We start from the raw sequence: 15,019 nt of genomic DNA on the forward strand, positions 1-15,019 counted from the left end.
CCCGCGGGACCGCCCGCGAAACCCTGCGGTCAGCGGGGTCAGCGGTCAACGACGCAGCGGAAACCGATGTGCGTCGTCGACGTGTCGACCGACTGCGGGGAGCGGGCGGCCGGACGGTAGCGCAGGCAGTACTCGGGCGCGCAGAGATGCGAGCCGCCCTTGAGCGCCTTCCGGACCGACGGGTCCGTCGTCGAGCCGTCGGCTTCCGTTGGCCGCGCGGGCGAGCAGCACGCGTGCTGCACGACGTGACGGTCGGCATACGTCGTCGTCGTCCACTCCCAGACGTTGCCGATCAGGTCTTCGAGGCCGAGATGGTTGGGCGGGAACGAGCCCACGGGCGACGTGCCGACCCAGCCGTCGGCGCCGGTGTTGAGATACGGAAACCGGCCCTGCCAGGTGTTGGCCATGAGGCGTCCGTCCGGACGGACCTCGTCGCCCCACGCGTACGTCGTGCCGGTACCTCCGCCGGCGGCGTGCTCCCACTCGGCCTCGGTGGGCAGGCGCCGACCGGCCCACGCGGCATACGCGGTCGCGTCCTCGAACGCCACCTGCACGACGGGGTGGTCGTCCTTCCCGGTGAGTGCGCTGCCCTCGCCGAAGGGCTCACGCCACGTGGCGCCGGGCACCCAGGTCCACCACTGGCGCCAGTCGCCGAGGTCCACCGGTCCGGGAGTCGGCCGGAAGACGAGTCCCCCCGGGGCGAGGTCTTCGGGCGCGACGCCGGGGTAGAGCGTCGGGTCCAGGGGTCGCTCGGCGACGGTGACGTATGCCGTGTCGCGGACGAAGCGTGCGAACTGGGCGTTGGTCACCGGGTGGCGCTCGACGGCGAGCGCACCGACGGTCTCGTCGTGGATCGGGCCCTCGTCCCGGTAGAAGCGATCCGCTCCCATGGCGAACGAGCCGCCCGACACCTCGACCAGCGCCGTCAGCCCCGTGGGCGTCGTCACGCTTGAGAGGCTACCCCGAGACCCTCGTTGCGGCAGGCGGACGCTGAGGCACGGCGACACGTCACCCCGTCCGGGCGATGCCGCGGCGTCGCGATGGCTGTTGTCTCGGGGGAAGGCGAGCCGACCTGGCGCGCTCGAACTCGGCGGGCGAGCAGTCGCCTTCGTCACGAAACAGATTCGAGGAGCCATGAGCGTCCCGTTCAAGGGCAAGGTCAACGTCGACATCCGGGACTCCGTGGAGGACTGGGGGCCCTTCGCGCCGCCGAAGGCGCCGGACGGGTCGCCCAACGTCGTCTACATCGTGCTCGACGATGTGGGCTTCTCGGCGATGAGCTGTTACGGCGGTCCGATCGAGACCCCGAACATCGACAAGATCGCGGGCGACGGAGTCCGCTACACCCAGTGGCACACCACCGCGCTGTGCTCGCCGACGCGCTCCTGCCTGCTCACGGGGCGCAACCACACCCGCAACAGCATGGCCTGCATCACCGAGGGCGCCAGCGGCTTCGCCAACGCCAGCGGCACCATCCCGCCCGAGAACGGCATGTTGTCGGAGATCCTCGGCGAGCGGGGCTGGAACACCTACATGGTCGGCAAGTGGCACCTGTGCCCGACCGTCGAGATGAACCTCGCGTCGACGCGTCGGAACTGGCCGACGGGACGAGGCTTCGAGCGGTGGTACGGCTTCCTCGGCGCCGAGACCAGCCAGTGGTACCCGGAGCTGACCTACGACAACCATCCCGTGGACCAGCCGAGGTCGCCCGAGGAGGGCTACCACTTCGGCGAGGACATCACCGACAAGGCGATCGAGTTCATCATGGACGCCAAGGCGGTGGCGCCGCAGAAGCCGTTCTTCCTCTACTACGCCCCCGGCGCCTGCCACGCACCGCACCACGCCCCCAAGGAGTGGATCGAGAAGTACGCGGGCCGGTTCGACGAGGGCTACGAGGCGATGCGCGAGACCACGCTGGCCCGCCAGATCGAGATGGGTATCGTCCCGCCGAACACCGAGCTGCCGGCGATCAACCCGCTCGGCACCCCGGAGACGCGCACCGGTCCCGAGGGGCAGCCCTTCCCTCCCGTGGACACCACCCGTCCGTGGGACTCGTTGTCGGAACAGGAGCAGCGGCTCTTCTCCCGGATGGCCGAGGTGTATGCCGGGTTCCTCTCCCACGCGGACGCCCAGATCGGTCGGCTGCTCACCTACCTCGAGCAGACCGACCAGCGGGAGAACACGTTGGTCATCCTCGTGTCGGACAACGGGGCCAGCGGCGAGGGCGGCCCGAACGGGTCGGTCAACGAGATGCTGTTCATGAACGGGATCCCCGACGACATCGACGCCAACCTCGCCATGCTCGATGACCTGGGTGGGCCGAAGACCTACAACCACTACCCCAACGGGTGGGCGATGGCGTTCAACACGCCCTTCAAGATGTGGAAGCGCTACGAGCTCAACGGTGGCACCTCCGACCCGTGCGTGATCTCCTGGCCGGCCGGCATGACCGCCAAGGGCGAGATCCGCGAGCAGTACCACCACGCGATCGACCTGGTGCCCACCGTGCTCGACGCCCTCGGCATCGACGCCCCGGCCACCATCAAGGGCCACACCCAGAGCCACTTCGACGGCGTGAGCATGCGCTACAGCTTCGATGACGCCAACGCCCCCGGCGAGCGGCAGACGCAGTTCTACTCGATGCTCGGGTCGCGGGGCATCTGGCACGACGGCTGGAAGGCCGTCACCACCCACCCGACGATCAGCGGGTGGGGGCACTTCAACGAGGACCAGTGGGAGCTCTACCACGTCGACGTCGACCGCTCCGAGCTGCACGACCTCGCGGCCGAGCAACCCGACAAGCTCCGCGAGATGGTCAACCTCTGGTACGCCGAGGCCGGCGCCAACGAGGGCTTCCCGCTCGACGACCGGTCGGCGCTGGAGATCCTCGTGTCACCGCGCCCGCAGCTCTCCGCGCCGCGGGGCCGCTACGTCTACTACCCCAACCACGCCGAGGTGCCCGAGGCCCAGGCCGTCGTCGTTCGGGGCCGGTCGTTCGTCATCGGCGCGCTGGTCGACCTTCCCGAGCCGGGTGCCCAGGGCGTGCTCTTCGCGCAGGGGTCCCGCTTCGGTGGTCACAGCCTCTACGTCAAGGACAACCGGCTGCACTACGTCAACAGCTTCGTCGGCATCGTCGAGCAGAGAGTGGTCGCGACGCAGGACCTGCCGACCGGCGAAAACCTCATCCTGGCAGCGTCCTTCGAGAAGGACGACGGCGAAGTCACACCGGTGGCGACCGGCATCCTGTCCCTCTTCCACGGCGACACGAAGGTCGGTGAGGGGCGGATCAAGCTCCAGCCCGGCAGCTACATGATCGCGGGCGAGGGCCTGGCCGTCGGCCGCGACGTCGGCGATCCGGTGACACAGGACTATCCCGGCGAGCGCCCCTACCGCTTCACCGGAGGCACGATCAAGCGGGTCGCCGTCGACGTCAGTGGCGAGCCGTACATCGACCTGGAGCGAGAAGCCCAGGGGATGCTGATGCGCGAGTGAGCGGCGAAAGGTGCCTCGGAGGGAGGAGGACAGACTGCTGCGCGGCTGCGTCCAGCTACGCGTCGCGGTGATCATCCTGGCGCCTGGCGGTGTTGGGGTGGACGGTTTCTCCCCGCGCGGGCCTGGCGACGAACTGCTCGATGCGTCGGCTTCGGGTCTCGGCACGCTTGGCGGTCTCGATGTGTCGCTGCGGCGGCCGGGGGTGTCTCACTGGAGAGGGAACGGCGACTGCGACCACCAGGGCCGTGATTCGAGACTGACGTGCTGGACCCACTTGACCCACCAGAAGCCACGGCGTCCGGGGGCGACCAGCCTGACGGGCCCGCCATGGCCGGGCGAGAGCGGTATGCCTCCTACGTGCGTAGCGAGCAGCAGGGTGGGAGCGTCCTCGGATGGGAAGCGTCTGGTGTAGCCCGTCACCGAACGCACCGCAATCGATCCGGAGGTGTGGGGGCCGAGCAGCGTGTCGAGCTGGACGCCTCGCCAGGTCTGTTCGGCCCACCAGCCGCCGGTGCAGTCGAGGACTGCCGACCGGGTCGTGCTGGTCATCGCGAGCAGGTCGTCGTGGGAGATCCGCAGCGTTCGCTCGCCGGGTCGGCCGACCTGCAGCTCGTAGGCCGCCGGGTCGATGGTGGGCACATCGTCGGTGAACCACTGCGTGACGGGCATCAAGGCGGGTTGCCCCGACCCGAGCTCGTAGGACCCGGTTGCACGGCGTCGTGCCCCAGCGAGCCCGGCCAGCGACGTAGCGGACTCCAGAGCTGCGTACGCCAGTGCGGCGGTGCCGGCGACGGCGATCGCGCGCAGCGCCGTTCGTCGAGACAGGTCGGTCGCGCGGACCCGCTGCCGTCGGCGGACCACATGGCGCAGAGCGAGTGGTACGGCTGCCACTGCGGCCGCGACGTGCACGGCGAGCACATTGAACCCGGCGACCTGAAGCGGACCGAGCGTGGCGTGCACGATTCCGGCGACCAAGCTGACCGCAACGACAATGGCGAACACGAGCGCCACCGCGTGCCTGCGGCGACGGCGCAAGCCGCGTCTGACGATCACGCTCTTCCACGGGGCGAGCACCAGGATGCCGAGGCCCAGGACGCCGTGGACCCAGCTCACGGTCCTGGATCCAGGCCAGCCCTCGATTCCGAAGGCCACCCAGCCGGTCACAAACGAACCCGCCAGGAGCACGAGGAGCGCGAGGTTCGTCCACCGGCTCCGCCGGGGCGATATGACCATCAACCCAGTGTGCCGCGGGGACCAGTTAGTGTCGCGACGCAGAGCGTTTCCTCGCCCTGCTTTCTCACGAAGGTGGGTGAACGGGCAGAACGTATGCCGCAGGTGCGGCGAGAGAGTCGTTGCCCATGGTGAGCCACCGTCGCGGACTCAGGTGCACCGGATCCGGGCGACGAGGACCGTTGCCCCCGTGAGTCATTCGGGGGCAAGACACAGACGCCGCGAGGTTGGACCCGGCATAGACAGATCACCACACTGTGGCTACTTTGGGCAGATCGTCGAGGGGGAGCACTGCCACTTCGGACCGATCGAGAGGGATACGTCCATGTCTCGTCACGTGAAATCCTGCCGTCCGCCCATCACGTCTCCGGGGGCCTGACGTGTCCGGCGCCGGTCCCGAGCTGAAGAAGACGCTCAACCAGCGACAGCTGACGATGATCGCCATGGGCGGCGTGATCGGGGCCGGCCTGTTCGTCGGGTCGGGAACGGTCATCCACGACACCGGACCCGGCGCGTTCCTCACGTACGCGTTGTGCGGTGTCCTCATCATCCTGGTGATGCGGATGCTCGCCGAGATGGCCGTGGCCAACCCGTCGACGGGCTCGTTCGCCGACTACTCCCGCAAGGCGCTCGGCGACTGGGCCGGCTTCTCCGTCGGCTGGCTGTACTGGTACTTCTGGGTCATCGTCGTGGGCTTCGAGGCCGTGGCCGGGGCCAAGGTGCTCAACTTCTGGCTCCCGGGCGTGCCGACCTGGGTGCTCAGCCTCGTCCTCATGCTCCTCATGACGGGCACCAACCTCATCTCGGTCTCGTCGTTCGGCGAGTTCGAGTTCTGGTTCGCGGGGATCAAGGTCGGCGCGATCATCGTCTTCCTCGTCTGCGGTGGGCTGTTCGTGCTCGGGATCTGGCCCAATGCCAACCTCGACTTCAGCAACCTCACCGCACACGGTGGGTTCTTCCCGAACGGCAAGCTGGCGATCACGGCGGGGGTCGTGACGGTCATCTTCTCGATGGTCGGCGCCGAGATCGCCACGATCGCGGCAGCGGAGTCGAACGACCCGGAGCGGGCCGTCTCCAAGGCCGCCAACTCGGTGATCACCCGCATCGCGATCTTCTTCGTGGGCTCGATCTTCCTGCTCTGCGTCATCCTGCCGTGGAACTCCGCCACGCTCGAGGCGTCCCCGTACGTCGCGGCGTTCAAGGAGATGGGCATCCCGTATGCCGACCACGTGATGAACGCCGTCGTGCTCACCGCGGTCCTCTCGTGCCTGAACTCCGGCCTCTACACCGCCTCCCGGATGCTCTTCGTCCTGGCGGCTCGACGCGAGGCTCCGGCCTCGATGGTGTCGGTCAACTCGCGCGGCGTTCCGGTCGTCGCCATCCTGGCCTCGTCCGTCGTCGGCTTCCTCGCCGTGATCATGGCGGCCGTCTCGCCCGACACCGTGTTCTCCTTCCTGCTCAACTCGTCCGGCGCCGTGATCCTCTTCGTCTACCTCCTCATCGCGATCTCGCAGATCATCCTGCGCTACCGGGCCGACCCGTCGACGCTCAAGGTGAAGATGTGGTGGTTCCCGGCGCTCTCCGTGATCACGACCCTGGGCATCGTGCTCGTGCTGGTCCAGATGGGACTGACCGAGGACGTGCGGATCCAGCTGGTGCTGAGCCTCGTGTCGTTCGCCGTCGTCCTCGTCCTGTTCTTCATCAACCGGGCCCGCATCGCCCGCTTGCCCGAGCGGGTTGCCCCCGCGCAGACCGGCGAGGCGCGCCGCGTGCTCGTCCTGGCGAACCAGACGCTCGAGGCCGACGAGCTGATCGGGGAGCTGCAGCGCATCGACGCGATGGGCAAGGCGACGTACTACGTCTGTGTCCCGGCCAGCGCGGTGGAGACCGGCACGGCGTCGACCCACGGCGCAGTGTCGGTCCGGGATGCGACGACCGAGGCGGCGCAGGGGCGGCTGGACCGGACGCTCGAAGCGCTCACGGCGCACCATCTCGACGCCTCCGGAGGCATCGGCGACTACCGGCCGTTGCGTGCCCTGCGCACGGCGGTGCGCCAGTTCGATCCCGACCAGATCGTCATCGTGACGCTTCCCGCCGCCGAGTCGGTGTGGCAACGGTTCGAGGTCGTCGACCGCGCGGCCGAGCTCGGGGTGCCGGTGACCCACGTCGAGGCGGCCTCGCTGGTCGCGCAGGTGTGATCGATGACGATCGTCGTCGCCTTCACCGCCCAGGACAGCGGCACCTCGGCTCTCGAGCTGGCGGGCGTGCTGTCGCGCTCCACCGGCGAGCCGCTGGTCGTCGCCGTCGTCGTCACGACCCCGCATGCGGCGGGGGTGCCGGACTTCATCGACGGTGACTACGTCGGTCCGCTCACGGACTGGGGGCGCGCCGTCCTCGACCAGGCCAGAACGAGTCTGCCGACCGGCGTCGAGGCGTCCTTCGAGGTGCGTCAGGCGTCGTCGATCCCCGGCGGCCTGCTCGAGCTGGCGGCCGACGTCGACGCGTCCGCCATCGTGCTCGGCTCGTCGACCAAGGGCCCCCTCGGCCGGATCTCACTCGGCAGCGTCACCGACCGGCTCGTGCACTCCGCACCGCTGCCGGTGCTCCTCGCCCCGCGCGGCTATCGCGCCGGAGCGACGGCACGCGTCCGCCGGGTCAACATCGGCTACGGGGGATCCAAGGGTGCGGGGCACGTGGCTGTCGTGGGGGCGCGACTGGCCGAGGCGCTCGGCGCGGGAGTGCGGGTCGTGTCGTTCGCCGTCCGGCCTCCCCGGAGGTTCTACGGCGGGGTGGAGGAGTCGGCCGACGAGCTCGTCATCGACCGGTGGGTGAAGCGCCTGAAGGATGCCCTCCTGAAGCAGGTGGAGGCGGCCGACGCCGGCCGTCTGGGTGACCGTCTCGCGCGATCGCTCGTGGTGGGTGAGGGTGTGTCCTGGAGCAAGGCGATCTGGGACGTCGAATGGAGCGACGGCGACCTTCTGGTCGTCGGTCCGAGCTCGTCGGCCCCGGCCGCCCGGCTCTTTCTCGGCTCCCGGGCCTCCAAGATCGTCCGCTCGGCGCCGGTTCCCGTCTACCTCGTCCCGGCCCCGGGCCGCCGAACCCACTGAGCTCGCCCCCTAGCGACGATCCTCGCGAGACGAGAGCCGTCTGGCCAGGTAGGGCGCCGTGGCACTGCCCTCGACCCGTGCGACCTCCTCCGGAGTGCCAGCCGCCACGACGCGACCGCCTTCGTCCCCGCCGCCGGGGCCCAGGTCGATGACCCAGTCGGCGCTGGCGATGGTGTCGAGATGGTGCTCGACGAGCACGACCGTGTTGCCGGCGTCGACGAGCGCGTGCAGCTGACGCAGCAGCAGCGCGACGTCGGCCGCGTGCAGCCCGGAGGTCGGCTCGTCCAGGAGGTAGAGCGCGTGGCCACGGCGGGCCCGCTGCAGCTCGGTCGCGAGCTTGATCCGCTGCGCCTCGCCGCCGCTCAGCTCGGTGGCCGGCTGCCCGAGGCGGAGGTAGCCGAGGCCGACCTCGCGCAGCGTCAGCAGGCTCCGGGCGGCGGCGGGCACGTCGGCGAGGAAGTCGGCCGCCTCGTCGACGGTGAGGCCTAGCACGTCGGCGATGTTTCTGCCGTCGTAGGTCACCTCTAGCGTCTCCGCGTTGTAGCGGGCGCCGTGGCAGGTCGGGCACGGTGCATACGTGCCCGGTAGGAAGAGCAGCTCGACCGACACGAACCCCTCGCCCTGGCACGTCTCGCAGCGGCCCTCGGCGACGTTGAAGGAGAAGCGTCCCGGCCCGTAACCGCGCTCGCGCGCCTCGGGGGTGGCGGCATACAGCTTCCGCACGGCGTCGAAGAGGCCGGTGTACGTCGCGAGGTTCGAGCGCGGCGTGCGTCCGATCGGGCGCTGGTCGACGCGAACGAGGCGGTCGAACGACTCGAGCCCGGTCGCGTCGTCGACGTCGATCTCGAGCTCGGTCTCCTCGGCGTCGTCGGGGGCCTGGCCGAGGTGCCGGCGCACGAGCTCGGCGAGCACCTGGGTCACGAGCGTCGACTTGCCCGACCCCGAGACGCCGGTCACGGCGGTGAGGACGCACAGGGGCACGTCGACCGAGAGGGCATCGAGGTTGTGCCGGCTGACGCCGCGCAGGTGCAGCCAGCCCTGCGGCGTGCGCTCGTGCGGCTGCAAGACCTCGGCGCGGCCGAAGAGGTGCTGGCCGGTGACCGACGCCTCGACCTGCTCGAGCCCCTCGACCGGGCCGGAGTAGAGCACCTGACCACCCTGCTCGCCGGCGCCCGGGCCGATGTCGACGACCCAGTCGGTGCGCCGCACGATGTCGAGGTCGTGCTCGACGACGAAGAGCGAGTTGCCCGACCGCTTGAGCGCGTCGAGGACCCCGAGCAGCGGCTCGGCGTCGGCCGGGTGGAGCCCGGCCGACGGCTCGTCGAGCACGTAGACGACGCCGAAGAGCCCCGAGCGCAGCTGGGTCGCGATGCGCAGGCGCTGGGCCTCACCGGGGGAGAGCGTCGTCGACCTCCGCCCCAGAGACAGGTAACCGAGGCCGAGGTCGAGCAGCACCGCGATGCGCTCGACGAGGTCGGTGCAGAGGCGGACCGCCACCTCGGTGGCCTCGCCCGACGTGGCCGACGACGTGGCCGGACCGGCCTCGGTCAGCTCGGCCACGGGTCGCAGCAGGGCCGAGAGGTCGGTGAACGACAGCGCGTTCGCCTCCGCGATGCTGAGCCCGCGGAACGTCACCGCGAGCGCGTCCTGCCGCAGCCCCGTGCCGCCGCAGGCCGGGCACCGGACGCTGCGGACGAAGCGGAGTGCCTTGTCGCGCATCATCTGGCTCTTCGTGTCGGCGAGCGTGTGGCGGACGTGCTTGCGGGCGCTCCAGAAGGTGCCGTGGTAGTCGCGGCCCGTCGAGTCGTCGGGCTCGCCCTTCCGGTCGACGAGCACCCGCGGCTGCTCGTCGGTGTAGAGCAGCCAGTCGCGGTCCTTCTTCGGCAGGTCGCGCCACGGCACGTCGACGTCGATGCCGACGGCTCGCGTGACCCGCACGAGGTTCTTGCCCTGCCAGGCGCCCGGCCACGCCGCGATGGCGCCCTCGCGGACGGTGAGCGACGGGTCCGGCACGAGCAGGTCCTCTGCCACGTCGTGGGCCTCGCCGAGGCCGTGGCACTCGGGGCACGCCCCGGCCGCGGTGTTGGGCGAGAAGGCCTCTGCCTCGAGACGCTGGGTGCCCTCGGGGTAGCTGCCGGCGCGCGAGTAGAGCATCCGCAGCAGGTTCGACAGCGTCGTCAGCGTGCCCACGGTCGAGCGCGAGCTCGGAGCGCCACGGCGCTGCTGCAGCGCCACCGCGGGCGGCAGCCCGGTGACCTCCTGGACGTGCGGCGCACCGACCTGCTGGAGCAGTCGGCGGGCGTAGGGCGCGACCGACTCGAAGTAGCGGCGCTGTGCCTCCGCGTAGAGCGTGCCGAAGGCGAGCGAGGACTTGCCCGACCCAGAGACACCGGTGAAGGCGACCATGGCGTCGCGCGGTAGGTCGACGTCGACCGTCTTGAGGTTGTGCTCCGCGGCGCCGCGGACGTGGACGAAGTGGTCGGTCGGGTCGCTGTGCACCACCCCTGTCTAGTCGTTGCCGGCCCCGCGGGCACCACCGGCCCCGGTCGGGTGCACGACCCAGACGTTCGGCTCGACGTAGACGGCCACCCCGTGCTCGAGGTCGCAGTGCACCGGGGTGAGCGCCCGAGGCACGAGGACCGGTCCGGTCCGGTCGAACGGCAGCCCGGTCCACTCCCGCCACTCCTCGAGGGTGCCGGGCACGACCATCGAGCGGGGGGCCACTGCGTGGATGCGGCCACCCGCTCGCACGTGCACCCGCAGCCACGGGTCGACCGGCAGACCGTCCTCACGCACCCGGAACGCATACGTCCTCATCGGCTCGTCGACGTCGTCCTTGCCGTTGGGTCGGACGGGGGCGACGAGCGTGGCGAACCCGTGCCGGGCCGCGTTCTCGCGCATCGCCGCGAGCATCTGCCCGGACAGCCCCTGCCCTTGGCGGTCCGGCCGGACGGCGATCTCGATCGCCGAGACGGTGTCGGGCTGGCGGCCGTGCAGGCTGGTCAGCAGACCGTTGCGGATGACGAAGTCCCACCCGTTCTCGGGCAGCGCGCCGTCGCCCTGCTCGAAGGGGATCGAGTGGGCGACCGCGACGACCTCGCCAGCGTCGTCCTGCGCGATGAGGACGAACTCGGCGAAACGGGTCTCGACGTTGCCGTAGTAGAGGCCGCCGATGGGGTCGTGCCGCATGAACTCCGGCCACGAGCTGGGCATGGTCCACATGGCCTCGGCGAGATCGGGCCGGTCGGCGAGCCGGGAGATCGTGAGCTTCACACCGACATGGTGCCGCTTGGCTGGGCCGTGCGGGCGGACCGGCCGGAGCGAGGTGCCTGAGGTATGCGTTCCGCCCCCGTTTCGGCGGTTCGTTCCGGCCAGTCTGCCTGGGCGTGCCTGCCGGCCGACCAGGTCGCCTCTGGGGTCAGGAGACGACGACGGCGTCCGGCGTGGTCGTGGTCAGCCGCATCCGGACCGTCACCTCGTCGCCGACCTGCGGGGGAGTGACGCCCTCGGGAAGCACGATGAGGCTGCACTGCATGTGCGGCGGCTCCGCGAAGCGCGGCATCACCCCGGACACCGTGAACGGCGACCGCACCCGGTGGGCCGCCTCGAGGACGCCCTCGGTGACCGCGATCGCCCGCGACCGGGCCGTCGCGGCCGACGACGGGCTCTCCATGGCGACACCGTGCGACGTGCCGCCACTGACGACGACGAGGTGCCCGGCGGCGACGGCGCGCTGCCGGTAGCCGACGCGCGTGCCCTTGCTGACCGGCCGCACGTCGAGCACGTGCGCGCGCACCTCGTAGGAGCCCTTGTCGGCATACCAGAGGTCGGTGCCGATGCGTGGGCGGAACTCATGCTCTGGGAATCGCTTTGCGAGAGTGCCCAATTCGGCTGCAGAGACGTGCGAGACGAACCACGTGAGCACGCCGGGGACGGCGGCGATGAAGCCCGCGATCTCCTCGACGTGACCGGTGCCGAGCGGCAGGTGGAGCGTCACGCCGACGGCGTCCGCCGACCCCGCGAGCTCGGCGACGTCGGCAGCAGGGGCCCCGAAGCGGTTCATCGACGTCAGGCCTTCGACGACGACCCGCGCATCGCCGAAGCCACCCCGGAGGCTCGAGACATCGGCGTGGTTCGTCACCGTGTGGATGAGGCGACGGTCGGCGACCTGGGGCTGCCCGGAGTGGATGGCCGCCCGGAAGGGCTCCATGACGAGCACGTCGCCGCCGAACTCGGCCAGGGCAGAAGGGACCTCGGCATACGTGCCGACAGCGACCATCGGGACGCCCATCCGGGTGGACTCGGCGCACAGCAGGTCGCGGCCGAAGCCGTAGCCGTTGCCCTTGATCACCGGGACGACGCCGGGGTGGTCGGCGACGAAGCGGTCGTGACCGGCGCGCCAGCGCTCACCGTCGACGTGCAGGACGAAGGACACGATGCGTCACCGCCGCTTCATGTAGAGGTCGAAAGCCTTGTAGAGCAAGCGATTCAGCGGCAGGTCCCACTCGCCGGCCAGCCGCACGGCCTCGCCGCCCGTGCCCACCTTGAACCGGATGAGGCCGATGTGGGGGTTGGCCTCGTCGACGGTGTTCGTGATGCCACGCAGGTCGTAGACCGCAGCGCCCGCGTCAAGGGAGTCCTGCATCATCCGCCACTGGATCGCCGTCGACCCCTGGAGCTCGCGCTTGGCCGCCGACGACGCGCCGTAGGAGTACCACGCGTGCTCGCCGACGCGGATGAAGATCGTCGCGGCGAGGACGTCGCCGTCGTGCTCCGCGAGGTAGACGCGGATCCGCTCCGGGTCCTCGGACGCCAGGGCGGCATACATCTGCTCGAAGTACGCGAGCCCGCGCGGGGTGAACCGGTCGCGCTCGGCGGTCTCGACGTAGGTGCGGTGGAAGGCAGGCAGGTCGGTGGCGTCACCGACGCGCACCTTCACGCCGTTCTTGACGGTCTTCTTGATGTTGCGGCGCCACAGCTGGTTCATCCCGGCGAGCACGTCGGCCTCGGTGCGTCCCGCGAGCGGCACCTGGAAGACGTACTCCGGCTGCCCGGCGGCAAAGCCATCCTCGGGACTGAGGTGCCGGAAGCCCAGTCGTTCCAGCTGGGCGACGACGGCCGTCCCCACCGGCTCGACGACGTCGGGGGCCGCCTCGTCGTAGCGACGGATCGCCGGGTCGGCGATGGCGTCCTTGATCGTCGCCGTGCCCCAGCGGTGCGTCGCGACGGGCGGTCCGACCCGCAGCGCGAAGGCACCCTTGGCCTTGAGGTGGTCACGCAGGGCACGGAGCAGCTCGACGAGCCGTGGCGAGGACCAGTCGATGCACGGCCCCTCGGGGACGTATGCCAGCGACCGCTTGATCCGCGGCAGCGAGCGGTGCAGCACCAGCGCGGCGCCGACCATCTCGTCGCCCTCGAACCAGCCGACCGACTCGGAGCGCCAGTCCTTCTTCACGTCGGCCCACGCGGGTGTCTGGAGGAAGCTCGCCGACGGCTGGGTCCGCAGCCACGCGAGGTGCTCGGCTGCAGTGATGTCACGGACGGAGATGGGCGAGTTCACGCTGGCTCACGCTACCCGAGCGCGACGGTGCGGCCGACTCGCCTCGCCCGCCACCCGGCATACGCCCTCGCCCGCCACCGCCGCGTGCGGGCACGACGGGGTCTTGACCTTCGACCCGGTCGAGGGCCCAGTCTTCTCCTCATGCCCGCCCACCCCGTGCCCGAGCCGGACCACCGCCTGACGATCGGTGAGGTCGCCCGTCGCAGCAGCCTCACCGCGAGCGCCCTGCGCTTCTACGACCGCGAGGGGGTGCTCGTGCCCGCCGACGTCGACCCCGTGACGGGCTACCGGAGGTATGCCGTCGCGCAGGTCCGCGCCGCGCGCCTGCTCGCGTCGCTGCGCCGGGTGGGCATGCCGCTCGCCGAGGTGGCGCTCGTGCTCGACGAGGACGCCCTCGGGGCGTCCGGTGCGGCGGCCGACGTCGTCGCCGCACACGAGCAGCGGCTCGTGGACGGCCTCGCGGACGCCCGGCGGGAGATCGTGCGGACCCTGGCGCTCCTCGCCGAGGGCGCCGGGCGCGACGCCAGGGGAGCAGGCGGAGGCGAGCGAGGCGGGCGAGGCGGGGGAGCGGGCCGCCGGGTCGCGGTCCGCGCCGCCGACCTCGTCGCAGCCATGAGATCGGTCCGGTTCGCCGTCGCGCCGGGGGAGCCGGTGGCCGGTGCGCCCGGCGGGGTCGACCTGCGCGTGCTGACCGGGATCCTCGTCGAGCTGTGCAGCGGGGAGGTGCGGTGGGTCGCGACCGACCGCTACCGCCTCGCGGTCGGGTGGGCCCCGGCGCTCGGCGGGCACGTCGACCTGCCGACCGAGCCCGTGACCGCTGTCGTCCCCGTCAGCTGGGCGGACCGGGTCGCCGAGGCCTGTGCGCGCGCGGACCCGGACGCCGAGGTGGTGGTCGAGGTGGGGCCCGGTCGGGTGGGGGTGGTCGTCGACGGCGAGCTGCTCGCGACCCCGGTCGTCCCGGGCTCGTTCCCCGACTACCGGAGCATCGTCGCCTCGGAACCGAGCCGGGACCCCGTGGACGCAGCGGGGCTGCCGGCACTCCTGCCGCTCGAGCTGCGATCGGTCGGCCTCGTCGTGCGCGACGGTTCCGTGCACCTCGCGCCGTCGGACGAGGCCGGCAGCGCGGATGTCTTCGTCGACCCGGAGTTCCTCCACGAGGCGCTCGCCGTGGCGGGACCGCGTCCCACCCTGGTGCTCGACGGTCCGCTGCGCCCGCTCGCGATCCGTGGGAACGGCGCCGGCTTCTCCGTCCTCATGCCCGTCGCGCCCGAGGGCCGGCGCCGGTGAGCGTCCTCGTCCACCTGTGTCGCAGCTGCACCCACCAGCAGCCCTGGCACGAGTCCGGCAACGGCGGCTACACGCCGTGCCGGTGCTGCCGCGCCGGTGTGCCCGACCCCGACCCCACGCCCACCCTGCTGCCCACGACGAGCTCGCCACACGGCATTCGCGAACCCCTGTGGCAACCCGGATCCCAGCGCAACGCGGGCACGATGCACGCCTCGCGCACCTGCGACTGCGCTGCGTGCCATCAGGCCGCCGAAGCGATAACGCGTCGAGAGCACCCCCTCGCGGCTCCTAGACTGGTGGGGTTGTCCGGCCGCTGACGTAGTGCGGCACCGATAGGAGGAAT

The 15,019-nt window shown here is 71.0% G+C and carries 10 protein-coding genes; 4 read left to right on the forward strand and 6 right to left on the reverse strand.

Translation table 11 applies throughout. The features are described 5' to 3' along the window. Positions 1 to 38: 38 nt before the first annotated feature. Complete coding sequence (locus AB4030_RS05135) at positions 39 to 947, reverse strand: formylglycine-generating enzyme family protein (RefSeq protein ID WP_442278117.1); 909 nt, start codon at positions 945 to 947, stop codon at positions 39 to 41. Between the two features lie 187 nt (positions 948 to 1,134). Here AB4030_RS05135 and AB4030_RS05140 point away from each other — a divergent pair, with 187 nt between their 5' ends. After that, positions 1,135 to 3,492 carry an arylsulfatase gene (locus tag AB4030_RS05140; RefSeq protein WP_442278118.1) on the forward strand — a complete coding sequence of 786 codons (2,358 nt, stop codon included), beginning with the start codon at positions 1,135 to 1,137 and terminating at the stop codon, positions 3,490 to 3,492. A gap of 207 nt (positions 3,493 to 3,699) precedes the next feature. Here AB4030_RS05140 and AB4030_RS05145 read toward each other — a convergent pair whose 3' ends face one another. Next, positions 3,700 to 4,605 (reverse strand): molybdopterin-dependent oxidoreductase, encoded by a 906-nt coding sequence (locus AB4030_RS05145; RefSeq protein WP_442278119.1) that lies wholly within the window; start codon positions 4,603 to 4,605, stop codon positions 3,700 to 3,702. A gap of 497 nt (positions 4,606 to 5,102) precedes the next feature. On the opposite strand from AB4030_RS05145, the gene AB4030_RS05150 reads away from it, so the two are divergent. Together AB4030_RS05150 and AB4030_RS05155 are read left to right on the forward strand one after the other, a co-directional pair. Further along, on the forward strand, positions 5,103 to 6,920 hold the full coding sequence (locus tag AB4030_RS05150) for an amino acid permease (RefSeq protein WP_442278120.1): 1,818 nt from the start codon (positions 5,103 to 5,105) through the stop codon (positions 6,918 to 6,920). A 3-nt stretch (positions 6,921 to 6,923) separates the two neighbouring features. After that, positions 6,924 to 7,829 (forward strand): universal stress protein, encoded by a 906-nt coding sequence (locus AB4030_RS05155; RefSeq protein WP_442278121.1) that lies wholly within the window; start codon positions 6,924 to 6,926, stop codon positions 7,827 to 7,829. 9 nt (positions 7,830 to 7,838) lie between these two features. Here the strand turns inward: AB4030_RS05155 and uvrA are convergent, their stop codons facing one another. The 4 genes from uvrA to AB4030_RS05175 all read right to left on the reverse strand — a co-directional run bounded on the left by uvrA (position 7,839) and on the right by AB4030_RS05175 (position 13,389). Then, complete coding sequence (uvrA, locus tag AB4030_RS05160; RefSeq protein ID WP_442278122.1) at positions 7,839 to 10,328, reverse strand: excinuclease ABC subunit UvrA; 2,490 nt, start codon at positions 10,326 to 10,328, stop codon at positions 7,839 to 7,841. A gap of 9 nt (positions 10,329 to 10,337) precedes the next feature. Continuing rightward, positions 10,338 to 11,102, reverse strand: coding sequence for a GNAT family N-acetyltransferase (locus AB4030_RS05165; RefSeq protein ID WP_442278123.1), 765 nt, complete (start codon positions 11,100 to 11,102; stop codon positions 10,338 to 10,340). Positions 11,103 to 11,247: 145 nt separating this feature from the next. After that, the gene (locus AB4030_RS05170) at positions 11,248 to 12,264 is read right to left on the reverse strand and encodes an alanine racemase (protein WP_442278124.1); all 1,017 of its coding nucleotides are present in this window, start codon (positions 12,262 to 12,264) and stop codon (positions 11,248 to 11,250) included. Between the two features lie 6 nt (positions 12,265 to 12,270). After that, positions 12,271 to 13,389, reverse strand: coding sequence for a lipid II:glycine glycyltransferase FemX (locus AB4030_RS05175; RefSeq protein ID WP_442278125.1), 1,119 nt, complete (start codon positions 13,387 to 13,389; stop codon positions 12,271 to 12,273). 141 nt (positions 13,390 to 13,530) lie between these two features. Here AB4030_RS05175 and AB4030_RS05180 point away from each other — a divergent pair, with 141 nt between their 5' ends. Then, positions 13,531 to 14,676 (forward strand): MerR family transcriptional regulator, encoded by a 1,146-nt coding sequence (locus tag AB4030_RS05180; protein WP_442278126.1) that lies wholly within the window; start codon positions 13,531 to 13,533, stop codon positions 14,674 to 14,676. Positions 14,677 to 15,019 lie beyond the last annotated feature (343 nt).

The organism is Terrabacter sp. 2YAF2 (assembly GCF_052114705.1).
Taxonomy (GTDB): Bacteria; Actinomycetota; Actinomycetes; order Actinomycetales; family Dermatophilaceae; genus Terrabacter.

Excerpts from the sequence above, each read along its gene's own strand:
- AB4030_RS05140 (WP_442278118.1), top strand. The coding sequence starts at position 1,135 with ATGAGCGTCCCGTTCAAGGGCAAGGTCAACGTCGACATCCGGGACTCC.
- AB4030_RS05180 (WP_442278126.1), top strand. The coding sequence starts at position 13,531 with ATGCCCGCCCACCCCGTGCCCGAGCCGGACCACCGCCTGACGATCGGT.
- AB4030_RS05155 (WP_442278121.1), top strand. The coding sequence starts at position 6,924 with ATGACGATCGTCGTCGCCTTCACCGCCCAGGACAGCGGCACCTCGGCT.